Genomic DNA, 23,330 nt, shown 5'->3' on the forward strand with positions numbered 1-23,330 from the left:
CGCGGGTCAGCCCTTGGTGGCGCCGGCGGTGAGGCCGCCGACGAGCTGACGCTCGGCGACCGAGTAGAAGGCGAGGGCGGGGACCATGGCCAGCACCAGATAGGCGAAGACCTTGGCGTAGTCCGCGGAGTACTGCCCCTGGAACTGCTGGACGCCGATCGGCAGCGTCCACCACTGGGCGTCGGTGAACACCAGCAGCGGCAGGAAGAAGTTGTTCCAGCTGGTGACGACGGCCAGCACGGAGACGGTGCCGAGCGCGGGGCGGGCCATGGGCAGCAGCACCCGCCAGAAGAAGCCGAAGGAGCTGCACCCGTCGAGCGTGGCCGCCTCCTCCAGCTCGCCGGGGATCTGCCGGAAGAAGCCCCGCAGGATGATGATCGTCATCGGCAGTCCGAAGGCGGCCTGCGGGAGGATCACGCCGAGGGGGTTGTCCAGCAGGTCCAGGGAGCGCAGCAGCAGGAACAGCGGCAGGGCGGCCACCGCGAACGGGAACATCAGCCCCATGGTGAACAGCGTGAACAGCGCTTCCCGGCCCCGGAAGGCGAACCGTGCGAAGGAGAAGGCGGACAGGGCGGAGACGGCGACGATCAGGACGGTCGTTCCGATCGCGATCAGCGTGCTGTTGCCGATCAGCCGCCAGAAGTCGCCCGAACCGAGGATCTGGGTGTAGTTGGAGGCCACCCACGACTCGGGCAGACCGATCGGGTTGCGGGAGAGCTCGTCGGTGGACTTGAAACCGGAGAGCACGGCGTAGAGCAGGGGGACGGCCATGACCGCGCCGACGACAACCAGGACGAGGTGCAGGCTCCAGGTGTTCAGCCGCGCACGGGTCTTCTGGTTGGCTGTCATTTTCCGTCACCCCGCATGGTCGTGGTGGCCCCCTCCAGGTCGCGCCGGAGGACGAACCGCTGGTAGGCGAGGGCGAAGACGAGACTGATGCCGAACATGACCACGCTGATCGCGCTGGCGTAGCCGACCTGGTAGCGCTTGAAGCCGTACTGGAACATGGTCACGGCCATGGTCTCGGAGTGGTGGTCGGGGCCGCCCGCGGTGGTCACCCACACCAGGTCGAAGAGCTGGATCGACCCGATGACCGCCAGGAACACGCTGATGCGCAGGGTGGGTGCGAGCAGCGGCAGCGTGACGTTGCGGAACCGCTGCCAGGCACTCGCCCCGTCGATGAGCGCCGCCTCGGTCAGTTCCCGTGGGACGGCCTGGAGTCCGGCCAGGTACAGCATCATGTGGAAGCCGAAGTACTTCCAGGTCATGACCAGGAACACGGTCGCCATGACGGTGGACGGATCCGCGAACCACTGCCCGCCCAGCCCCTCCAGCCCGATCTTGCCGAGGACCTGGTCGGCGAAGCCGTCGTCCGGGGCGAAGATCATGCCGAAGAGGATTCCGGTGATGGCCTCGGACAGGACGTACGGGGCGAAGAACAGCATCCGGTAGACCGCCCGGCCGCGCATCCGCTGGTTGAGCAGGACCGCCATGGCGAGCGCGAACGGCAGCTGGATCGCGAGCGACAGCACCACCAGGACCAGGCAGCGCCACAGGTCGCCGAGGAAGACGTCGTCCTGGAAGAGCCGGGTGAAGTTCTCGCCGCCGATGTAGTCGGAGGGCATGCCGAAGCCGCCCCAGCGGAAGAAAGCGGCGTACAGGGCGAACAGCATCGGCAGCAGCACGAGCCCCAGGAACAGCACCAGGGCGGGGAGTTGGAAGCCGGCCGCGGTGAGCCAGTGCAGCGTGCGGCGCCGGGCCCGCCCGGTGGGCCGGTCCGCGGCCGGGGGCGGGGAACCGGCGCCGGGGCCGGTCCGTTTGTCCGGCAGGAACGTGGAGGTCATCGCCGGCTACTGCTCTTCCTTCGCGGTCTTCGTGATCGACTGGGCGACCTGCCCGGGCGACTTGGAGCCGGCGATGAGCGCGGCCACGCTGTCGTTGACCTCCTGGCCGACGGCGGGCGCGTACGCCTGGTCGAGGTAGAGCTGGAAGCCGGTGGCCGCCTTCAGCTGCGCCTGTACGGCCTTGATGTTGGGGTCGGCGATGGCGCTCTCGGCCGCCGGGACGACGGGCAGCACACCGGTCTTCTTGACCAGCTCCAGGTCGGTGGCCTCGGACGCGAAGAACTTGAGGAAGTCGACGGCCTCCTGCGGGGCGCCCCGGCGCAGTGCGTGCCCGCCGCCTCCGCCGAAGACCTCGGTGATGGCGCCCTTGCCGCCCTCGACCGCGGGGAACGGGAAGAAGCCGAGGTCCTTGCCGAGGCCCTTGCCCGCGTCGGCCTGGACCGTGGGCGCCCACTGGCCCATGAGCTCCATCGCCGCCTTGCCGTTGCCGACGGTGGCGGCCTGGCCGGTGGGCGTGGAGTAGGCCGCGCCGAGGTAGCCCTTCTGGAACGGCCGGAGGCCGACGAGCTCCTTCAGGTGGTCGCCCGCCTCGACGAAGGGGGCGCCGGTGAAGTCCTTGTCGTCGTACGCCGTCTGGAGCGCTTCGGCGCCGGCGGTGCGCATCGCGAGGTAGGCCCAGTAGTACATGCCGGGCCACTTCTCCTTGCCGGCCAGGGCCAGCGGCGTGACCTCGGCGGCCTTCAGCTTGCGTACGGCGTCGAGGAACCCGCTCCAGGTGGTGGGGGGCTCGGCGATGCCGGCCTTCTCGAAGAGGGCCTTGTTGTACCAGAAGCCGATCATGCCGATGTCGAACGGGATGCCGTAGGCCTGGTCGTCGATCAGGTACGGCTCTTTGGCGACCGGCAGGAGGGCGTCGCCCCACGGCTTGGTCCGGTCCGTGAGGTTCTCGACGAGCCCGGCGTCGACCTGCTGCTTCAGCACGCCGCCACCCCAGGTGTGGAAGATGTCGGGCAGCTTCCCGGAGGCGGTCAACGCCGTCATCTTCGACTTGTAGGCGTCGTTCTCCATCTGGACGATCTTTATCTTGACCTTGGGGTTGCGCGCCTCGTACTTCCGGGCGAGAGCGGCCCAGACGTCCTTGGCCGGCTGGGTGGTGGAGATGTTCCACCATTCGATCGTGGTCGTCCCCGACGACCCTCCGTCCGAGTCCCCGCCGCATGCGGTCAGTGCCGTCGTCCCCAGACCGGCCGCGGCGGAGGCCGCCAGGAAGCCGCGGCGGGACAGTGCCGGGTCGCCCATCATGCTCTCCTCGAAAGTTTCGAATGAGATCCAGAAAGCTTCGTTGCTGCCGCACCCTAGAGACAGCGGCCAAAGGGTGGCAACCCCTTGTACCCAGTCAATCTCCCTGCGAAGCACGGAGCCGACGGGATCGCGAAACATTCGGCTACACAGACGAACGTTCCGAAGGGGATCCCCGGCCATCACGCAGGGTGTCCGCGTGCGAGCCGTGCATCGGCACCGCCCACTCCGTGGCCGGAGTCGTCCCACGCGCTCTCATCTCGCGTTTTCACCCTGCGGCCGACGGGCCCGGCAGTCTTAACGGAAGCTTGACGCGCACAGCCCCCTCATTCACGAGCCAGGGCATCACGCTCCGCTTACGCTGATCGGGCCGTCCAGTGATGGCCGGAAACCACGCTGAGCCGCACCTCGGGAGCACGTCGATGGCCACCACCGAGCACCCGGCACCGGGCCGTCCGCAGTCCACCCCACGCGACCGTCTGCGCGCCTGGCTGCTGGAAGGCCTGTCCGACATGGGCAAGCGTGGTGGCCACACCGGGCCCCACGCCCGGCCGGAGCCCCCGCACCGGGGGCAGCGCTGGTGGCGGGTGATGTGCCTGACCGGCGTCGACTACTTCTCGACCCTCGGCTATCAGCCGGGCATCGCGGCCCTCGCCGCCGGACTGCTGTCACCGATCGCGACCATCGTCCTGGTCGTCGTCACCCTGGCCGGCGCCCTGCCGGTCTACCGCCGCGTGGCCGAGGAGAGCCCCCACGGGGAGGGCTCGATCGCGATGCTGGAACGGCTGCTCTCCTTCTGGAAGGGCAAGCTGTTCGTGCTGACCCTGCTCGGGTTCGCCGCCACCGACTTCCTCATCACCATCACGCTGTCGGCGGCCGACGCCTCCACCCACCTCGTGGAGAACCCCCATCTGACCGATGCCCTGCACAACAAGCAGATGCTGATCACCCTGGTCCTGGTGGCCCTGCTCGGGGCGGTGTTCCTCAAGGGCTTCCTGGAGGCGATCGGCGTCGCGGTCGCCCTCGTCAGCGCCTACCTCGCGCTGAACGCCGTCGTGGTGGTCGCCGGCCTCTATCACGTCATCACCGCCGGTCATGTGATCACCGACTGGTCGAGCGCCCTCACCACCGAGCACAGCAATGTCTTCGCCATGATCGGCGTCGCCCTGCTCGTCTTCCCGAAACTGGCGCTCGGGCTCTCCGGGTTCGAGACAGGCGTCGCGGTGATGCCGCACGTCCAAGGCGATCCGGACGACACGGAGGCACGGCCGACCGGCCGCATCCGCGACACGAAGAAGCTGCTCACCACGGCCGCGCTGATCATGAGCGTCTTCCTGATCACGACCAGCTTCATCACCACCCTGCTCATCCCCGAGAAGGACTTCGAGGCGGGCGGCCAGGCCAACGGCCGTGCGCTCGCGTACCTGGCGCACGAATACCTCGGCAACACCTTCGGCACGGTCTACGACGTCTCGACGATCGCCATCCTCTGGTTCGCCGGCGCGTCCGCGATGGCCGGCCTGCTCAATCTGATGCCGCGCTACCTGCCCCGCTACGGCATGGCCCCGCACTGGGCCCGTGCCGTGCGGCCCATGGTCATCGTCTTCACCTTGATCGCCTTCCTGGTCACCTGGATCTTCGACGCCGACGTCGACGCCCAGGGCGGCGCCTACGCCACCGGCGTGCTGGTCCTCATCAGCTCCGCCGCGATCGCGGTGACCATCGCCGCCCGCAAGGCCCGGCAGCGGAACTGGACCATCGCCTTCGCGGTGATCTCCGCGGTGTTCCTCTACACGACCGTCCTCAACGTCATCGAGCGCCCGGACGGCGTGAAGATCGGCGCCTGCTTCATCGCCGGCATCATCCTGGTCTCCCTGCTGTCCCGACTGGCCCGGGCCTTCGAGCTGCGCGTGACCAGCGTGACGCTGGACGACATGGCGGAGCGCTTCGTCCGGGACATGGCCAACCGCCGGATCCGGTTCATCGCCAACGAGCCCGACCAGCGCGACGTCGCCGAGTACCGCGACAAGATCGAGCAGATCCGGCACGACAACGACCTGTCCGGCCGGGAGGACTTCGTCTTCGCCGAGGTGACGGTCACCGACCCCTCCGAGTTCGAGACGAGCCTGACCGTGCGCGGTGAGGTGCTGCACGGCCGCTACCGCGTCCTGACGCTGGAATCGTCCTCGATCCCCAACGCCCTGGCCGCGCTGCTGCTGCACGTCCGCGACGAGACGGGCCGCATCCCGCACATCTACTTCGAGTGGACCGAGGGCAGCCCCTTCGCCAACTTCCTGCGCTTCTTCCTGTTCGGGCAGGGTGAGGTCGCCCCGGTGACCCGCGAGGTCCTGCGTGAGGCGGAGCCGGACCGCCGGCGGCGGCCGAGGGTGCACGTGGGCTGAGTCAGGCCGTCGCGCCCTTCCTGCCGAAGCCCCTTCGCGGCGGGCGCACCACGACCTGCCCGTAGTGGATCTCGCCCGTGATCCGTATCCGCAGCAGGACGGGGGCCGCATTGGCCGGCCGGCGGGCCTTGATCTCGGAGTAGTGCAGCACCAGGCCGCCGGTGTCGACCACGACACCCGGCCGGGTCAGCAGCTTCAGAGCGCCCGCCCGCAGATCCAGGTCGACGTCCAGGGTGTCGTGAGTGATCACCGCGTCGGTGAAGTCGAGAGTCACCTCGCCCCACGCCGAACGGACCTCCAGCCGCCGCGGCACCACCCAGCCGTCACCCCGGCGGCTCGAGGCCCCCTCCTGCCGGATCCGGACGACGTCCTCGGCCTCACCGGACGCCTGGCCGGCCACCGCGGGCAGATCCGCCGTCAGCACGGCGAGCTCGCCCAGCGTGCGGGCGGACAGCGCCGTCTCCAGCCGCTCCTCGAGCTCCTCCAGGGTGAGCCGTCCGTCCCCCGCGGCGACGCGCAGCACGTCCACGACCCGGTCCCGGTCCGCGTGCGAGGCCCTCACCTCGGGCGATCCACCGGCCCGCGCGATCTCAGCCGCCATCACTCCACCGCCGATCCCCCGGGCACGCCGCCCGGCCCGCCCACTCGACCACTAACGCTATATCGCGTTATACCCAACGGCCAACCCCGCATCCACCGTTCCCTCGCCCCGCCCCTATCGTCATCGGCATGCAGTCCTACACGATCGGCCAGGCAGCACGGCTGCTCGGCGTGAGCCCGGACACCGCCCGCCGCTGGGCGGACGCGGGCCGCATCACGACCCACCGCGACGAGGCCGGGCGACGGCTCGTCGACGGGCGTGACCTGGCCGCGTTCTCGGTCGAACTGGCCAGGCCCGGCGCCGCCGAGGAGGACACCCCGTACACCTCGGCCCGCAACGCCTTCCCCGGCATCGTGACCGCGATCAAACTCGGCGACGTCGCCGCCCAGGTGGAGATCCAGGCCGGCCCGCACCGGCTCGTCTCCCTGCTCACCCGCGAGGCGGTGGAGGAACTGGGCCTGGAGGTCGGCATGGAGGCGACGGCCCGCGTGAAGTCGACGAACGTCCATATCGACCGCGTCTGAGGCGGGGAGAGAAGGAGGGGCAAAGGGCGCATACCAGGCCCAGCACGCCCCACCGGGCTACCGTGCACCCATGAGCCTGAGCATCCGCAACCAGCTCCCCGGCACCGTCACCGCCGTCACCCCGGGCGAGGCCATGGCGACGGTCAGGGTCCGCCTCACCGGGGGCCAGGACCTCACCGCGGCGATCACCCGGGAAGCCGCGCAGGACCTCCGTCTCGCCCCGGGCACCCCCGTGCTTGCCCTGATGAAGTCGACGGAGGTCTCCCTGGCGACCGCGCCCATCGAGGGCCTGTCGATCCGCAACCAGTTCCCCGGCAGGATCACCGGCCTCACCGCCGGCGAGGCGATGGCGTCCGTCCGCGTCACGGTGGAGGGCGGTGAACTGACCGCCGCGATCACCCGGGACGCCGCGGAGGAGCTGGCCCTCATGCCCGGGACCCCCGTCGTCGCGCTGATCAAGGCGACCGAGGTATCACTCACCACCGCGTGACGCGCGGGGTGAACGACGGGAGGGGCCCCGCACCGCGGAGCCCCTCCCTGTGACCGGTCGGCCGGTCGTCAGTCCTCGTACGCGTCCAGCGGCGGGCATGAGCAGACGAGGTTCCGGTCGCCGAAGGCCTGGTCGATGCGGCGCACCGGCGGCCAGTACTTGTCGGCGGTCGACACCCCGGCCGGGAAGACCGCCTCCTCACGGCTGTAGGCGTGCTCCCACTCACCGGCGAGCGCGCCCGCGGTGTGCGGGGCGCCGCGCAGCGGGTTGTCCTCCGCGGGCCACTCGCCGGAGCCGACCTTCTCGATCTCCGCGCGGATGGCGATCATCGCCTCGCAGAAGCGGTCCAGCTCCGCCAGGTCCTCCGACTCGGTCGGCTCGATCATCAGTGTCCCGGCCACCGGGAACGACATGGTCGGCGCGTGGAAGCCGTAGTCGATCAGCCGCTTGGCCACGTCGTCGACGCTCACGCCGGTCGCCTTGGTCAGCGGCCGCAGGTCGATGATGCACTCGTGCGCGACGAGACCGCCGGGGCCGGTGTAGAGCACGGGGTAGTGCGGCTCCAGGCGCTTGGCGATGTAGTTGGCGCTGAGCACGGCCACCTGCGTGGCCCGCTTCAGCCCCTCGCCGCCCATGAGCCGGACGTACGCCCACGAGATGGGCAGGATGCCGGCGGAGCCCCACGGGGCTGCCGAGATGGGCCCGACGCCCGTCTCCGGGCCGGCCTCGGGCTGAAGCGGGTGGTTCGGCAGGTAGGGCGCGAGGTGCTCGCGCACCGCGACCGGGCCGACGCCGGGGCCGCCGCCGCCGTGCGGGATGCAGAAGGTCTTGTGCAGGTTCAGGTGCGAGACGTCGCCGCCGAAGTGCCCCGGCTTGGCGAGCCCAACGAGCGCGTTGAGGTTGGCCCCGTCGACGTAGACCTGCCCGCCCGCCTCGTGCACCTGCGCGCAGATGTCGGCGACGTGCTCCTCGAACACACCGTGCGTGGACGGGTAGGTGATCATCAGCACGGCCAGCTCGTCGCGGTACTGCTCGATCTTGGCCCGCAGGTCCTCGACGTCGATCTCGCCGTCCTCGGCGGTCTTCACGACCACGACCTTCATGCCGGCCATCACGGCGCTGGCGGCGTTGGTGCCGTGCGCGGACGACGGGATCAGGCAGACGGTGCGCTGCTCGTCCCCGTTGGCCCGGTGGTACCCGCGGACCGCGAGGAGTCCGGCCAGCTCGCCCTGCGACCCGGCGTTCGGCTGGAGGGAGACCTTGTCGTAGCCGGTGACCTCGGCGAGCCGGTCCTCCAGCTCGTGGATGAGGGTGAGGTAGCCCCCGGCCTGCTCGGCGGGCGCGAAGGGGTGCAGCTGCCCGAACTCGGGCCAGGTGACCGGCTCCATCTCGGTGGTCGCGTTGAGCTTCATCGTGCAGGAGCCCAGCGGGATCATGCCCCGGTCGAGCGCGTAGTCGCGGTCGGCCAGCTTGCGCAGGTAGCGCAGCATGGCGGTCTCGGAGCGGTGCTGGTGGAAGACGGGGTGCGTCAGGTAGTCGTCGGTCCGCAGCAGCGCACCCGGAAGCCCGTCCTCGGTGGCCGCGTCCAGTGCCTCGACGACACCGTCGACACCGAAGGCGGCCCACACGGCGCGCAGCTGGGCGCGGGTGGTGGTCTCGTCGCAGGCGATCGAGACATGGTCGGCGTCGACGTGGCGCAGGTTGACCCCGTTGTCCCGGGCGGCGGCCACGACCTCGGCGGCCCGGCCCTCGACCCGCACGGTCAGGGTGTCGAAGTACGCCCCGTGCACGACCTCGACGCCACCGCCCGCGAGCCCGGCGGCCAGGACCGTGGCGTACCGGTGGGTGCGCCGGGCGATGCCCTTCAGGCCCTCCGGGCCGTGGTAGACGGCGTACATGCCGGCCATGACGGCGAGCAGCACCTGCGCGGTGCAGATGTTGCTGGTCGCCTTCTCACGGCGGATGTGCTGCTCGCGCGTCTGCAGCGCCAGCCGGTAGGCCTTGTTGCCGTCGGCGTCCACGGACACGCCGACGAGCCGCCCGGGCAGGCTGCGCGCCATCTTGTCCTGGACCGCCATGTAGCCGGCGTGCGGTCCGCCGAAGCCCATGGGGACGCCGAAGCGCTGCGTCGTGCCGACGGCGATGTCCGCCCCGAGCTCACCGGGCGACTTCAGCAGCGTCAGCGCCAGCAGATCGGCGGCGACGGTGACCAGCGCCCCGAGCTCGTGCGCCTGGTCGATGACCGGCTTGATGTCCCGCACGGCCCCGGAGGCGCCCGGGTACTGGAGCAGTACGCCGTTGATCTCGCGCTCGGCGAGCTCGGCGGGGATGCCCTCGCCGAGATCGGCGACGACGACCTCGACACCGGTCGGCTCGGCGCGGGTCTGGATCACGGCGATGGTCTGCGGCAGCGTGTCCGCGTCGACCAGGAACAGGCCCTTCTTGTTCTTGCCCAGGCGCCGCGACAGTGCCATGGCCTCGGCGGCCGCGGTGCCCTCGTCGAGCAGGGAGGCGCCCGAGGTCGGCAGCCCGGTCAGGTCGGCGACCACCGTCTGGAAGTTGAGCAGCGCCTCGAGCCGGCCCTGCGAGATCTCCGGCTGGTACGGCGTGTAGGCCGTGTACCAGGACGGGTTCTCCATGACGTTGCGCATGATGACCGGCGGTGTGAACGTGCCGTAGTAGCCGAGTCCGATCATGGAACCGAGGACCTGGTTGCGGTCGGCGAGGGAGCGCAGCTCGGCGATCACCTCGGCCTCGCTGCGGGCGCCCGGGAGGTCCAGCGCCTCGGCGCTCTTGATCACGGCCGGGACCGCGGCGGCCGTGAGCTCGTCGAGTGAGCCGTAGCCGACGTGGGCGAGCATCTTGGCGCAGGCCTCGTGGTCGGGGCCGATGTGGCGCTGCTCGAAGGGGACTGCCTCTTCGAGCTCGGAGAGCGGAATGCGGTGGGCGGTCATTACGGAGGCCTCCTGGTCGACACGACCTGCGAGGGGCACCACGGCACGGGTACCCGGACGGCCTCCCCCTCTGTCATCTCAACCTGAGAGCTTCACCGGATCGCCCGAAGGCCTCCGGCTTTCACCGTCGGTGAGAGCGGAAGCCGTCGACACCCGCCCTGCTTTCCAGAGTGACCTCGTCCGCGCGGTACGTGAGCCTGAGAGATTCCGGGGAGGATTTGCTCCTTCGGCGCCTCCGATGATGTCTGGAGGACTCTCCCGCGCGGGGTCAGCAGCCGCTGCCAGCGTACCAGCGAGGTCGACGCACGAACCTTCGAGTGGCCGCATCCCCGCTTGTACCGTTTTGTAGTGTTTACGGATGAGGTGCGACCATGTGGAGGGCCCGTGCGAACCGACATCGATCCGCGCAACCTGATCGGCCGCAAGGCGTTCGACCGCAACGGGACCAGGATCGGCACGATCGACGAGGTCTACCTCGACGACGCCACCGGCGAACCGGAGTGGGCGGCCATACGGACCGGCCTGTTCAGCAGGGACGCCTTCGTCCCCCTGGAGCCCAGCGAACTGATCGAGGGCGCCCTCCACGTCCCCTTCGAACGCGCCCTGATCAAGGACGCCCCCGATTTCGGCGTCGGCCGCCACCTCTCCCCCGAGCAGGAACTGCAGCTCTACCACCACTACGGTCTCGACGTCGCCGCCCCGCCCCCGCTGCCGGACCACGACTTCGGCAAGCTCGCGGGCACCGACGAGACGGCCTGAGACTCCGCCACGGGCACATCCCCTCCCCCATCCGGCCCTCGTAACACCAACGGCAATGGATCCGCCGCCTCCAGGTCCGGATCGTCGACCCGGAACGTCCGGACCCGCCCGGGCTCCGAGTCGGGCGTCTCGAACCGTACGGTGACCCGCCCGAGGCCGCTGCCCTGCACCCACCCGTGCCCGAACTCGGCGTGCCGCACGTCGTGCCCGGCGGGCCACCGCCGCTCGGCGAGCGACGGCTGCTCCTCGGCCGCCGTCAGTGCGTGCTCCTCGACCGTGCCCTGAGCGACCGCCCGCTCCCCCGCCGCCTGGGCGAACAGGTCCTCCTGCGTGTAGTCGGCCAGGCCGCTGACGCCCACCCCGAGGAGCCGCACCCCACCGGTCGTATCGACCGAGTCCAGCAGTCTGGCCGCCGCCTCGCGGATCACCGCGGGATCATCCGTGGGCCCGCGCAGCGTCTCGGACCGGGTGAGCGTCGAGAAGTCGTACCGCCGCACCTTGAGCACGATCGTCCGCCCCGACAGCCCGGCCCCGCGCAGCCTGCGCACACAGCGCTCGGCGAGCCGCTGCACCTCCAGCCCGACCCGCGTCCGGTCATGGATGTCCACGTCGTAGGTGTCCTCGACCGAGACCGATTTCGTCTCGCGCTCCGCCACCACGGGCCGGTCGTCGCGCGCCAGCGCCATGGCGTACAGACCGTGCCCGTGCGCCTTCCCCAGCAGCCGGACCAGCTCGTCCTCGCCCGCTTCGACGATCTCCTCGACCGTGGTGATCCCGGCCCGCCTCAGATGGTCACCCGTCGCCGGCCCCACCCCCGGCAGCGTCCGCACCGGCATCGGCCCGAGCATCGCCCGCTCGGTCCCCGGCTCGATCACCACCAGCCCGTCGGGCTTGGCCTCCTCCGAGGCGATCTTCGCGAGCATCTTGGAGGCGGCGAGCCCCACCGACCCCGTGAGCCCCGTGACGGCCCGTATGTCCGCGCGCAGCTTGACCCCGGCCAGCCGCGCCGATGGCTCGTCCCATGCCACTCCCCCGGCCTCCAGGTCCACGAACGCCTCGTCCAGACTCAGCGGCTCCACCAGAGGCGACAGCGCACGCAGCAGCTCCATCACCCGCTCACTGATCGACTTGTAGAGCCTGAAGCGCGGCACGAGATACGCCGCGTTGGGAGCGAGCCGCCGGGCCTGCCCCATGGGCATCGCCGAATGCACCCCGAAAACCCGCGCCTCGTACGACGCGGTAGCCACCACCCCCCGCGGCCCGAGCCCGCCCACGACCACGGCCTTCCCACGCAGACTCGGCTTGGACGCCTGCTCCACCGAAGCGAAGAAGGCATCCATGTCGAGATGCAAGATCGTGGGCGCGGTTCTCACAACTCCGATGCTGCCCTACACCACTGACAACGCCCCGCGCGGCAACTCCGACGCCCCACCGGAAACCGCTGCGGAAAACCATCTGCCGCCCCACCGGAAACCGCTGCGGAACCACGCGAGGCCCCATCGGAAACCTCTTACGCCCGGGCGCGGAAACGTCCCGCCTCCTGCGACCGCGTGCATCCCGCGCCGCTCGACGGCTCAGACGGCCCGGTTCCGCCGGCGCGCCAGCTCGTCCGCCGGGTTGGGCCCCACCAGGGTCTCGCCGGTGTCGATGCGCTCACCGTGCAGCTGGGACAGGGCGCTCTCGACGTCCCGCCACACCACGCCCACGGCGATCCCGAACACACCCTGACCGCCCTGGAGCAGGGCATGGACCTCATCGGGCGAGGTGCACTCGTAGACCGTCGCACCGTCGCTCATCAGCGTCATGCGCTCCAGATCGCTGAACCCGCGTTCCCTGAGGTGCTGGACGGCCGTGCGGATGTTCTGCAGCGACACCCCGGTGTCGAGGAACCGCTTGACGATCTTCAGGACGACCACGTCCCGGAAGCTGTAGAGCCGCTGCGTCCCGGACCCGTAGGCGGGGCGCACGCTCGGCTCGACGAGCCCCGTCCGGGCCCAGTAGTCCAGCTGCCGGTAGGTGATCCCGGCGGCCGCACAGGCCGTGGGGCCGCGATAGCCGATCTGCTCGGACGCCATGGACGTCGTCCCTCCGCTGCTCGGCACCGCTGTCGGTCGCTGCGGAGCGTGATCGGCCGCACCACCGGCCTTGGGGCATCCCCCGCCCGGGAGGGGCCGTGAGCCGGGGGGAGGGTACGGACCGCTCGCCCTGAGACTGCGCTCGGGGCCGCCCCCAGCCGTACCGTCGCCGCTGCTTCTCACGCCGACCTCCGTCCTTGACCTGCCTTCTCGACGGTAGGCAGTCACCAGGGGTGCGTCAACGATCGCCACACTCGCCACGCCGAGTGATAATCACCCTGAGAGTGGTTTCCCGTGCCCCACCGCGGGGAAAGGCTAGCCGAATGTGTGCGGGACAAGCCGTATGACGCTCTCACGCGCCACCGGCACATGCGGGCATTTCACCCATCCCCGCAAACGGCGGCCCATCCCACAAACGGCGAGGCGGCCCCGTCACGGACCACACCGTCCGCCGGGCCGCCCACACGACTCTTCCGACCGCTGCCGCTCCCGAGGAGCTCACTGACTGCTGGTGCCGAAGTCCTCCGGAGAGATCTGGTCGAGGAACTCGCGGAACTTCTCCACCTCGTCCTCCTGCTCGTCCGGGATCGCGATACCGGCGTCGTCGAGCACCGTGTCACTGCCGTAGATCGGCGTCCCGGTGCGCAGCGCGAGCGCTATGGCGTCGGACGGGCGGGCGCTCACCTCGACGCCGCTGGCGAAGACCAGCTCCGCGTAGAAGACGCCGTCACGCAGGTCCGTGATGCGCACTTCCGTGAGCTCCTGGCCGACGGCTTCCAGCACGTCCTTGAACAGGTCGTGTGTCAGCGGCCGCGCGGGAGCCATCCCCTGCTGGGCGAAGGCGATCGCCGTCGCCTCCCCCGGTCCGATCCAAATGGGGAGGTAACGGTCGCCTCCCACTTCACGCAGCAGCACGATCGGTTGGTTGGAGGGCATTTCGACCCGGACACCTACGACATCGAGCTCGTTCACACAGCAACCCTAGGCTGTGCCCGGGACGTTTGGGTAGTCGGGCCGGGATCGGGTGCCTGATCCGGCCCCTGGCAGCCGGCCGCCTCAGGGCAGCCGCACCCCGAGCGCCGTCCGCACCAGCGCGGCGTGCAGCTTCACCGTGAGCCCCGCCAGCTCCTTGATGCGGGCCTCGGCATGAGCCCTGGTCTGCGGGTTGCGGTGCCGTCTGAGCGGGGCCACCACCTGGTCCACCAGACCGGCCTCCCGCTCCGCGGCGGCCTTCATGGCCCGCAGGTGCCTCGGCTCGATGCCGAACCGCCCGAGTTCGACGACGAGCAGCGCCACCGTGACCGCCTCGGCGTCGTACGCCCCGTCCTCCAGTGGAGTGAGGAGCCCGTAGGACTCCCACTCCTTCAGCTCCTGCTGCTCGACGCCGACCGCGGCGAGCAGCTCATCGCGCCCGATCCTGGCCGCTGTGGGCCCCTCGGGCGGCTCGGGGACGGACGCACCGTCCCGCTGACGGCCCACGACCGGCAGCTGCACGGCCTCACCGCGCTCCATGGCCGCCAGATGCTCCCGGATCACCTTCAGAGGCAGATAGTGGTCCCGCTGCATCCTCAGGACATGGCCGAGGAGCTCGACGTCGTGTGCGCTGAACTTGCGATACCCCGACGGGGTCCGCTGCGGCTCGATGAGCCCTTCCGACTCCAGGAAGCGGATCTTGGAGATGGTCACTTCGGGAAACTCGTCGCGCAGCGCGTTCAGTACCGCGCCGATGCTCATCAGCCCACTGTCCGTGGCGGCGGTGCCGTTTCCGGCACCGCCGCTCGGTGTTTGAAGCATGGACCTTCCCTGACGGATGGACCTTCGCCGAGGCCTGTCCGGACCGAGCCCGGTCAGTAGCCCCGCTGGCTGGCGTAGAAGACCAGCCGGTACTTGCCGATCTGCACCTCGTCGCCGTTGTTCAGGGCGACCTGGTCGATCCGCTCCCGGTTCACATACGTGCCGTTCAGGCTGCCCACGTCGGCCACCGTGAACGAACCGTCCTGAGCACGACGGAACTCCACGTGCCGCCGGGACACCGTCACGTCGTCCAGGAAGATGTCGCTCTGCGGATGCCGGCCGGCCGTGGTCAGGTCGCCGTCCAGCAGGAAGCGGCTGCCCGAGTTCGGCCCGCGGCGCACAACCAGGAGCGCGGAGCCCAGCGGCAGCGCGTCGACGGCGGCCTGCGCCTCCGGCGACAGGGTCGGCATCTGCGTCTGGCCGGTGGTCTCACTGTCGTAGGCCTCGAGACCCGAAATGGAGATCGTGGAGGTCGTCTCGGACGGACGCTCCGGCGTCGCTCCCGCCCTCAGCGGCGCGCCGCAGTTGGAGCAGAAACGGCTGTTCTCCGCGTTGCGGTTACCGCACCTCGTACACACCAGGGCCGACATGGGATCCTCCTGCCGCGGCTGCCCACCGGGGGCGTTGGACGCATACGGGTCGGAAAACCCTCCACCCGCACTTGAGGTTGACGGTTGCCCGAAACCTATGCCGCCGGGCTGCGCAGGGTCAACCGACGGCGCGCCCTGACCACCGGAAACATCGCCGCCCGGGCCGCCGACCTGGTCCCGGAACAGCGGCCGCTGGCCCTCCGCGTCAGGCTGTGCGCGATGGCGAGCGGTCGCATTGTCGCTGCCTTCTCGCGCGCTCTTGCCGAACAACTTCGCAAACAACTTCACGGGCGATTCCCCTTGACCGAAACAGACCCGCCCGTGGGGCAGGACGAACCCTGACTGAACACTCTGGCCGACCCGGACATCCTGACAACGTCCGTCTGCACCAGACAGTTTCCACCACGCACCGCCCATTCGGTGCGCCGACCCCCCGCAACCTCATGCCCTCGCCGAACGCCGCCCATGCACCCCCGGTTCACTGCGAGGACGACCGAGCGTAGTCAGGCCGCTTCGCTGCTCGCAAGGCGTCCACGACGATGTCGGCGGACCGCTCGATCGAGACGGTCGCCTGTTCCTTCTCGAGAGTCTGCACCACACCTCCGGGGATGTTGAGCGCCGGCTCGAGGTCCTGCGACTTGCCGATGACCTTGAAACGATAGGGCGCGTTGATCTTGTTCCCGTCGACGCCCACGCCCTTGCCCGAGTCCGTGAGATACGTGCTCGCGACGACCCGTACGCCGTTGACCTGGATCGCCTCCGCACCCGCCGCGCGCAGCTCCTGGATCGCGTCGAGCAGCATGTCCGCCTCGACCGTCCCCTTCGTGTCCTGGATCGTCATGGTGATGCCGGGCCCCTGCGCGGCCACCGTGCCCGCGAGGATGCCGAGTTGCCTCTCCTTCTCGATCGTCTGCTTCCGGGCCTCCTCGGCCTGGTCGGAGCTGTTCTCCAGCTCGTCGCGCTGCTTCTCGAGACCTTGCTTCTCGTCCTCAAGACGTTGAGTACGGTCATCCAGTTCATCGAGGATGCGAACAAGATCTTCCTGACGTGCGCCACGCAGGGCACTGTCGCTGTCGCTGTTCGAGGCCACCTGCACGGCCAAGCCGAATCCGAGACCGAACAGCAGCACCGCGACGATCAGTTGTGCCCGGGTGACACGCGGCGGCCACACCCCCTGCACCAGCCGCTCCCGCCCGGTCAGCCGCGGCTCGGGGTCGGGCTTCGGTTCCGGCGTCTGCTGCGGTTCCGCTGCCTGCCGGCGCTCCGGCTCCTCGGGAGTCTCCCGGGCGGCGGGCACCGTCGCGGGCACCTCCTGGGGCAGCTCCTTGCGCAGCCCGTTCCCGGACCTCGCGCTGTCGTCGCGCGCGTCGCCCCGCTCCTCGGCGGGCTTGACCGGCTTCTCGTCGTGATCGCTCATCGGCCTCACGCCCGGAACACGTGCCGGCGGATCGCCGCGGCGTTGGAGAAGATCCGGATGCCGAGGACGACCACCACACCGGTGGACAGCTGGGCGCCCACGCCCAGCTTGTCGCCCAGAAACACGATCAACGCGGCCACGACCACGTTCGACAGGAACGACACCACGAAGACCTTGTCGTCGAAGATGCCGTCGAGCATGGCCCGCAGACCGCCGAACACGGCGTCGAGCGCCGCCACGACGGCGATCGGGAGATAAGGCTCGACCACCGCCGGAACCTCAGGCCGGACCAACAGGCCGGCCACGACTCCCACGACGAGGCCCAGTACGGCGATCACGATGTGCCCTTCTCGCTCTTCTCAATGCTCGGCTGTGCTGTGCGTACGGTCACACTCGGTGCGGCAGGCAGCCGGAGGTCGTCCTCCACGGAGATGCCTGTCCTGATGCCGTAGCTCTCGTGCAGCGCGTTCAGATACAACCCGTCCGCGCTGTTCTGGAACCGCGTGTTCAGCCGGTGCCCGTCCCCCACCGCCTGCACCGTGTACGGCGGTACCAGCGGCTTGTTGTCGACCAGTATGGCGTCCCCCGCGGCCCTGATCGCGGACAGCGCCGTCAGCCGCTGCCCGTTGATCGAGACGGCCTCGGCGCCCGACTCCCACAGCCCGTTGACCACGCGCTGCATGTCCCGGTCACGCACCCGGCCGGTGTCGGAGAAACCGGAGGTCGCACGCGGGTCGCCGTCGCCGCCCGAGGCGGCTTCCTTGGCGTCGTTCACCACGAGCTTCAGACCGGGGCCGTGCACCGCGACCGCGCCGGACAGGAGGCCGACAAGATCGGAGTCCGCGCTGCCACCGCTGTGCTTCAGCGCCTCGCGTTGCCGTGCGCTGACGTCCGCGCGCAGCTCGTCGACGGAGTCCTCCAGCTTGTCCGCCGCCTCGGTCTCCTGGTCGATGCGGTCGACCAGCTCTTCCCGCTCCTTGGCCACGACCGGGGCGGCGACCCGCGCCTGCGCCGCTCCGACGGTCACGACCAGGGCCGCGAGCACCAGACCGGCGGCGAGCCCCAGCTTCGCCCGGAGCGTCTTCGGCATGCCGCTGTCACCCGCGGCCTTCTTGCGCTCGGCGGCCTCGGCGTATCCGTCGTCGAGGCTGTGGTCCATGACGTTGGTGAGCAACGACATGGACGCATCCGGGCGCCTGGGCCGCGTGGGTGTGCTCCGAATGGGGGGTTGCTGCGGCATGCCGCACATCGTCGCACGTCGCGTGCACTACCTCCGAACGGCCCCACCGGCGTGCCGGACAGGCCCCGTTGGGGACACTTGTCCGGCACGCACGCGTGCAGCCCGTTCTACCGGCCGGCGCTGTCCACGACAGCCGACCATTCGTCCAGCAGGGCCTGCGCGGAGGCGTCGTCCGGCCCTTCGGCCCACAGGTGGGTCACGGCCTCGGCCGGGTCGGGCAGCACCATCACCCAGCGGCCGTCGGTCTCCACCACCCGCACACCGTCCGTGGTGTCCACGAAGCGATCTCCGGCCGCTTCGACGACCCGCCGCATCACGAGCCCCTTGACGGCCCACGGGGTGGCCAGGTCTCGCTTCAGGACGTGCGCCCGCGGAATGCGCGCGTCGATCTGGCTGAGCGTGAGCTGCGTCCGGGCCACGAGTCCGATGAGCCGCACGAAGGCCGCGGTGGCGTCGTACACGCTGCTGAACTCGGGGACGATGAAGCCGCCCTTTGCGTCGCCGCCGAAGATCGTCCCTTCCTCACCGCCGACGCGCGTGAGGTCGTCGGGAGAGGTGGTCGTCCACTCGACCTGTGTCCCGTGGTACGCCGCCACCTGCTCGGCGATCCGGGTCGTGGTCACCGGCAGCGCGACCCGCCCACTGCGCCGCTCGGCGGCGACCAGGTCCAGCATCACGAGCAGCGCCCGGTCGTCCTCGATGATCCGCCCCTTCTCGTCGACGAGCGACAGCCGCTCACCGACCGGGTCGAACCGCACACCGAACGCGGCTCCCGAGGACGCCACGATCTCCCCGAGTCGCACCATTCCCGACCGCCGCATGTCGGCCGTCTCGGTCGGCCTGGACTCGTCGAGACCGGGGTTGATCGTCAGCGAGTCGACTCCGAGCTTGCCGAGCAGGCTCGGCAGCACCAGTCCCGCGCTTCCGTTGGAGGCGTCCACGACCACCTTCAGCCCGGAGTCCGCGATCCCGGTCGTGTCGACGTTGCGCAGCAGCGACCCGGTGTACGAGTCGAAGACACTGGCCGGGAAATGCAGGTCACCGATCTCACCGGGGAAGGCCCGGCGGTACTCCTGCCGCGCGAACACCCGGTCCAGCTTCCGCTGGCTGCCCTGCGAGAGGTCGGCACCCTGCCCGTCGAAGAACATGATGTCGACGGAGTCCGGAACACCGGGCGTGGTACGGATCATGATGCCGCCCGCACTGCCACGCGCGGTCTGCTGCCGGGCCACGGGCAGCGGCACGTTCTCGAGGTCCCGCACGTCGATCGCGCTGGCCTGCAGCGCGGAGATCACCGCCCGCTTCAACGCACGGGCACCACGCGAGTGGTCCCGCGCCGTGGTGACGGTCGAGCCCTTCTTCAGCGTCGTGGCGTACGCGCCGGCGAGACGCACCGCGAGTTCCGGCGTGATCTCCACGTTGAGGATGCCGGAGACCCCACGGGCACCGAAGAGGTGCGCCTGGCCCCTGGATTCCCAGATCACCGAGGTGTTGACGAAGGCACCGGCCTCGATGGTCTTGAACGGGTAGACCCGGACATTGCCCTGGACGATCGATTCTTCACCGATCAGGCACTCATCACCGATGACCGCCCCGTCCTCGATCCGCGCCGCGCGCATGATGTCGGTGTTCTTACCGACCACGCAGCCGCGCAGATTGCTGTGGGGCCCCACGTAGACGTTGTCGTGGACGACGGCCTTGTGCAGAAACGCGCCGCTCTTGACGACCACGTTGGAGCCCACGACGGTGTGCTCGCGGATTTCGGAGCCGGCTTCGACCTTGGCGTAGTCGCCGATATAGACGGGTCCACGGAGTACGGCGTCGGGATGGACCTCCGCTCCTTCGGCGACCCAGACGCCCGGGGAGATTTCGAACCCGTCGATGTCGACGTCGACCTTGCGCTCCAGGACATCGGCCTGCGCCTTCACATAGCTCTCGTGCGTGCCGACGTCCTCCCAGTAGCCCTCGGCGATGTAGCCGTAGATGGGCTTGCCTTCCTTCATCAGCTGCGGGAAGACGTCACCGGACCAGTCGACGGGAACATCGGGCTCGACATAGTCGAAGACCTCGGGCTCCATCACATAGATGCCGGTGTTCACGGTGTCGGAGAAGACCTGGCCCCAGGTGGGCTTCTCGAGGAAGCGCTCCACCTTGCCTTCCTCGTCGACAATGGTGATACCGAATTCAAGCGGATTGGGCACACGCGTCAGACAGACCGTGACCAGCGCGCCCTTCTCCTTGTGGAAATTGATGAGCTCGGTGAGGTCGAAATCCGTCAGCGCATCGCCGGAGATGACGAGGAAGGCATCGTCCTTCAGCGCTTCCTCGGCGTTCTTGACGCTTCCGGCGGTACCGAGTGGCTTCTCCTCGTTGGCATAGGTGAGCTCCATACCGAGCTCTTCGCCGTCACCGAAGTAGTTCTTGACGAGCGAAGCCAGGAACTGGACAGTCACGACTGTTTCGTTGAGCCCATGCCTTTTGAGCAGCCGAAGAACATGCTCCATGATCGGCCGGTTGGCCACCGGCAGGAGCGGCTTGGGCATGCTTGAGGTCATCGGACGAAGGCGCGTGCCTTCGCCTCCGGCCATCACGACGGCCTTCATGTCGGAAGCGTCCTCCTCAAAGAGACGGTCTAGCCGACTTCCCCCGCCAGGATTGTCCCTCACTTATCCAGCACGGGCCATCGCTCCGCTACGGCAGCAGGACCATCCGAGAGTTCAATCGGCCATGGCGTCCGCACGGACCAGGCGGCGGACTTGTACCACGTAGAGGACTCCTGCCCACCAGTACAGCGTTGTACCCCATCCGGCGAACGCCCATCCGAAAATGGCAGCCAGTGACGAGATCCATCCGCTTCCGTCACTGAGCAGAAGCAGGGGGAAGGCGTACATCAGGTTGAAGGTGGCGGCCTTGCCCAGGAAGTTCACCTGGGGCGGCGGATAGCCGTGCCGGCGGAGGATGCCCACCATGATCAGCAGAACCAGCTCCCGCGCCAGAAGTGCAGCGGTCAACCAGAGGGGCAGAATCTCCCGCCAGGTGAGGCCGACCAGGGTCGAGAGAATGTAGAGCCGGTCAGCCGCGGGGTCGAGGAGCCGGCCGAGGCTGCTGATCTGGTTCCAGCGCCGGGCGAGCTTGCCGTCCAGATAGTCGCTGACGCCGCTCAGGGCCAGCACCAGGAGGGCCCACCCGTCACTCTTGGGCCCACCGAACTCAGGACGCAGGATCAGCCACAGGAAGACGGGCACACCGACGAGGCGGGCCATGCTGAGGATGTTCGGGATGGTGAGCACACGGTCCGTCTGGACGCGAGTCTCCTGAACCTCCACCCGGGGGCCTCCTGTGGGAAACGAGCCAACGATGCTCCCTGACCTTACCTCAACGCAAAAAAGCTCCGGCTCTCGGGCTGTATGCCCAAGAGCCGGAGCTATAAAAGGAGTTCGGCGGCGTCCTACTCTCCCACAGGGTCCCCCCTGCAGTACCATCGGCGCTGTAAGGCTTAGCTTCCGGGTTCGGAATGTAACCGGGCGTTTCCCCTACGCTATAACCACCGAAACACTATGAAACTGTCGAACAATGCCGCACCACGTGTGGCACGTGGGGCTGTTCGTGGTTTCAGAACCAACACAGTGGACGCGAGCAACTGAGGACAAGCCCTCGGCCTATTAGTACCGGTCAACTCCACACGTTACCGTGCTTCCATATCCGGCCTATCAACCCAGTCGTCTACTGGGAGCCTTACCCTCTCAAGGAGGTGGGAATACTCATCTCGAAGCAGGCTTCCCGCTTAGATGCTTTCAGCGGTTATCCCTCCCGAACGTAGCCAACCAGCCATGCCCTTGGCAGAACAACTGGCACACCAGAGGTTCGTCCGTCCCGGTCCTCTCGTACTAGGGACAGCCCTTCTCAATATTCCTACGCGCACAGCGGATAGGGACCGAACTGTCTCACGACGTTCTAAACCCAGCTCGCGTACCGCTTTAATGGGCGAACAGCCCAACCCTTGGGACCGACTCCAGCCCCAGGATGCGACGAGCCGACATCGAGGTGCCAAACCATCCCGTCGATATGGACTCTTGGGGAAGATCAGCCTGTTATCCCCGGGGTACCTTTTATCCGTTGAGCGACGGCGCTTCCACAAGCCACCGCCGGATCACTAGTCCCGACTTTCGTCCCTGCTCGACCCGTCGGTCTCACAGTCAAGCTCCCTTGTGCACTTACACTCAACACCTGATTGCCAACCAGGCTGAGGGAACCTTTGGGCGCCTCCGTTACTCTTTAGGAGGCAACCGCCCCAGTTAAACTACCCATCAGACACTGTCCCTGATCCGGATCACGGACCCAGGTTAGACATCCAGCACGACCAGACTGGTATTTCAACGACGACTCCCCCTGAACTGGCGTCCAGAGTTCACAGTCTCCCAGCTATCCTACACAAGCCGAACCGAACACCAATATCAAACTGTAGTAAAGGTCCCGGGGTCTTTCCGTCCTGCTGCGCGAAACGAGCATCTTTACTCGTAGTGCAATTTCACCGGGCCTATGGTTGAGACAGTCGAGAAGTCGTTACGCCATTCGTGCAGGTCGGAACTTACCCGACAAGGAATTTCGCTACCTTAGGATGGTTATAGTTACCACCGCCGTTTACTGGCGCTTAAGTTCTCAGCTTCGCCCCACCGAAATGGAGCTAACCGGTCCCCTTAACGTTCCAGCACCGGGCAGGCGTCAGTCCGTATACATCGCCTTACGGCTTCGCACGGACCTGTGTTTTTAGTAAACAGTCGCTTCTCGCTGGTCTCTGCGGCCACCCCCAGCTCACCGTGCAAAACGGATCACCAGGTGTGGCCCCCCTTCTCCCGAAGTTACGGGGGCATTTTGCCGAGTTCCTTAACCATAGTTCACCCGAACGCCTCGGTATTCTCTACCTGACCACCTGAGTCGGTTTAGGGTACGGGCCGCCATGAAACTCGCTAGAGGCTTTTCTCGACAGCATAGGATCATCCACTTCACCACAATCGGCTCGGCATCAGGTCTCAGCCTTATGTGCGACGGATTTGCCTATCGCACGGCCTACACCCTTACCCCGGGACAACCACCGCCCGGGATGGACTACCTTCCTGCGTCACCCCATCACTCACCTACTAACCGCTTGGTCCGGCGGCTCCACCACTCCCCTTTGCCCGAAGGCTCCGGGGCGGCTTCACGGCCTTAGCATCACGATGCTCGATGTTTGACGCTTCACAGCGGGTACCGGAATATCAACCGGTTATCCATCGACTACGCCTGTCGGCCTCGCCTTAGGTCCCGACTTACCCTGGGCAGATCAGCTTGACCCAGGAACCCT

General features: G+C 68.4%; 19 protein-coding genes, 2 rRNA genes and 1 riboswitch (1 of these 22 cut by a window edge). Of the genes, 4 read left to right on the plus strand and 17 right to left on the minus strand.

What is annotated here, in order from left to right; genetic code table 11:
* Positions 1 to 6: 6 nt before the first annotated feature.
* The 3 genes from IGS69_RS04535 to IGS69_RS04545 are packed head-to-tail and all read right to left on the minus strand — an operon-like array spanning position 7 to position 3,143.
* On the minus strand, positions 7 to 849 hold the full coding sequence (locus IGS69_RS04535) for a carbohydrate ABC transporter permease (RefSeq protein WP_190897209.1): 843 nt from the start codon (positions 847 to 849) through the stop codon (positions 7 to 9).
* Positions 846 to 1,844 (minus strand): carbohydrate ABC transporter permease, encoded by a 999-nt coding sequence (locus IGS69_RS04540; RefSeq protein WP_190897211.1) that lies wholly within the window; start codon positions 1,842 to 1,844, stop codon positions 846 to 848. The genes IGS69_RS04535 and IGS69_RS04540 overlap by 4 nt, the downstream gene beginning before the upstream one ends.
* A 6-nt stretch (positions 1,845 to 1,850) precedes the next feature.
* On the minus strand, positions 1,851 to 3,143 hold the full coding sequence (locus IGS69_RS04545; RefSeq protein WP_190897213.1) for an extracellular solute-binding protein: 1,293 nt from the start codon (positions 3,141 to 3,143) through the stop codon (positions 1,851 to 1,853).
* A gap of 422 nt (positions 3,144 to 3,565) precedes the next feature.
* Here IGS69_RS04545 and IGS69_RS04550 point away from each other — a divergent pair, with 422 nt between their 5' ends.
* The gene (locus tag IGS69_RS04550; protein ID WP_190897215.1) at positions 3,566 to 5,545 is read left to right on the plus strand and encodes an APC family permease; all 1,980 of its coding nucleotides are present in this window, start codon (positions 3,566 to 3,568) and stop codon (positions 5,543 to 5,545) included.
* 1 nt (position 5,546) lies between these two features.
* Here IGS69_RS04550 and IGS69_RS04555 read toward each other — a convergent pair whose 3' ends face one another.
* Complete coding sequence (locus IGS69_RS04555) at positions 5,547 to 6,146, minus strand: DUF1707 SHOCT-like domain-containing protein (RefSeq protein WP_190897217.1); 600 nt, start codon at positions 6,144 to 6,146, stop codon at positions 5,547 to 5,549.
* A 128-nt stretch (positions 6,147 to 6,274) separates the two neighbouring features.
* Between IGS69_RS04555 and IGS69_RS04560 the strand changes: the two genes are divergently transcribed.
* Both IGS69_RS04560 and IGS69_RS04565 read left to right on the plus strand, forming a co-directional pair.
* Complete coding sequence (locus tag IGS69_RS04560) at positions 6,275 to 6,670, plus strand: TOBE domain-containing protein (RefSeq protein ID WP_190897220.1); 396 nt, start codon at positions 6,275 to 6,277, stop codon at positions 6,668 to 6,670.
* A gap of 70 nt (positions 6,671 to 6,740) precedes the next feature.
* Complete coding sequence (locus IGS69_RS04565) at positions 6,741 to 7,160, plus strand: TOBE domain-containing protein (protein WP_190897222.1); 420 nt, start codon at positions 6,741 to 6,743, stop codon at positions 7,158 to 7,160.
* A 68-nt stretch (positions 7,161 to 7,228) separates the two neighbouring features.
* Here the strand turns inward: IGS69_RS04565 and gcvP are convergent, their stop codons facing one another.
* Positions 7,229 to 10,114: an aminomethyl-transferring glycine dehydrogenase gene (gene gcvP, locus IGS69_RS04570; RefSeq protein WP_190897224.1), complete on the minus strand. Its 2,886-nt coding sequence runs from the start codon at positions 10,112 to 10,114 to the stop codon at positions 7,229 to 7,231.
* Positions 10,115 to 10,289: 175 nt separating this feature from the next.
* A riboswitch (glycine riboswitch) is annotated at positions 10,290 to 10,385 on the minus strand.
* A 113-nt stretch (positions 10,386 to 10,498) separates the two neighbouring features.
* On the opposite strand from gcvP, the gene IGS69_RS04575 reads away from it, so the two are divergent.
* Positions 10,499 to 10,873, plus strand: a complete 375-nt coding sequence (locus IGS69_RS04575) for a PRC-barrel domain-containing protein (protein WP_031104789.1) — start codon at positions 10,499 to 10,501, stop codon at positions 10,871 to 10,873.
* Here IGS69_RS04575 and IGS69_RS04580 read toward each other — a convergent pair.
* From IGS69_RS04580 to IGS69_RS04635, 12 genes are all read right to left on the minus strand, one after another.
* On the minus strand, positions 10,792 to 12,246 hold the full coding sequence (locus IGS69_RS04580; RefSeq protein WP_190897226.1) for a DNA polymerase IV: 1,455 nt from the start codon (positions 12,244 to 12,246) through the stop codon (positions 10,792 to 10,794). The two genes, IGS69_RS04575 and IGS69_RS04580, sit on opposite strands and share 82 nt — an antisense overlap.
* A gap of 201 nt (positions 12,247 to 12,447) precedes the next feature.
* Entirely contained in the window at positions 12,448 to 13,131 is a 684-nt protein-coding gene (locus IGS69_RS04585) for a MerR family transcriptional regulator (protein WP_190897228.1), read from the minus strand.
* A 315-nt stretch (positions 13,132 to 13,446) separates the two neighbouring features.
* Complete coding sequence (locus IGS69_RS04590) at positions 13,447 to 13,920, minus strand: bifunctional nuclease family protein (protein WP_190897230.1); 474 nt, start codon at positions 13,918 to 13,920, stop codon at positions 13,447 to 13,449.
* Positions 13,921 to 14,004: 84 nt separating this feature from the next.
* Positions 14,005 to 14,742: a transcriptional regulator FtsR gene (gene ftsR / locus IGS69_RS04595; RefSeq protein ID WP_190897232.1), complete on the minus strand. Its 738-nt coding sequence runs from the start codon at positions 14,740 to 14,742 to the stop codon at positions 14,005 to 14,007.
* Between the two features lie 53 nt (positions 14,743 to 14,795).
* The gene (locus IGS69_RS04600; RefSeq protein WP_190897234.1) at positions 14,796 to 15,749 is read right to left on the minus strand and encodes an FHA domain-containing protein; all 954 of its coding nucleotides are present in this window, start codon (positions 15,747 to 15,749) and stop codon (positions 14,796 to 14,798) included.
* 61 nt (positions 15,750 to 15,810) lie between these two features.
* Positions 15,811 to 16,749 (minus strand): DUF881 domain-containing protein, encoded by a 939-nt coding sequence (locus IGS69_RS04605; protein WP_232543432.1) that lies wholly within the window; start codon positions 16,747 to 16,749, stop codon positions 15,811 to 15,813.
* 5 nt (positions 16,750 to 16,754) lie between these two features.
* Positions 16,755 to 17,087, minus strand: a complete 333-nt coding sequence (locus IGS69_RS04610) for a small basic family protein (RefSeq protein WP_003988855.1) — start codon at positions 17,085 to 17,087, stop codon at positions 16,755 to 16,757.
* Positions 17,084 to 17,998, minus strand: coding sequence for a DUF881 domain-containing protein (locus IGS69_RS04615; protein ID WP_190897235.1), 915 nt, complete (start codon positions 17,996 to 17,998; stop codon positions 17,084 to 17,086). The genes IGS69_RS04610 and IGS69_RS04615 overlap by 4 nt, the downstream gene beginning before the upstream one ends.
* A 98-nt stretch (positions 17,999 to 18,096) precedes the next feature.
* Positions 18,097 to 20,592, minus strand: coding sequence for a mannose-1-phosphate guanyltransferase (locus IGS69_RS04620; RefSeq protein WP_190897237.1), 2,496 nt, complete (start codon positions 20,590 to 20,592; stop codon positions 18,097 to 18,099).
* 114 nt (positions 20,593 to 20,706) lie between these two features.
* Positions 20,707 to 21,315: a CDP-alcohol phosphatidyltransferase family protein gene (locus tag IGS69_RS04625; RefSeq protein ID WP_190897239.1), complete on the minus strand. Its 609-nt coding sequence runs from the start codon at positions 21,313 to 21,315 to the stop codon at positions 20,707 to 20,709.
* A gap of 109 nt (positions 21,316 to 21,424) precedes the next feature.
* Positions 21,425 to 21,541 (minus strand): 5S ribosomal RNA (rrf, locus tag IGS69_RS04630).
* A gap of 90 nt (positions 21,542 to 21,631) precedes the next feature.
* Positions 21,632 to 23,330 (minus strand): 23S ribosomal RNA (locus IGS69_RS04635) (it continues 1,422 nt past the right edge of the window).

The sequence above is a fragment of the Streptomyces tuirus genome (genome assembly GCF_014701095.1).
In the GTDB taxonomy this organism is placed as follows: domain Bacteria; phylum Actinomycetota; class Actinomycetes; order Streptomycetales; family Streptomycetaceae; genus Streptomyces; species Streptomyces tuirus.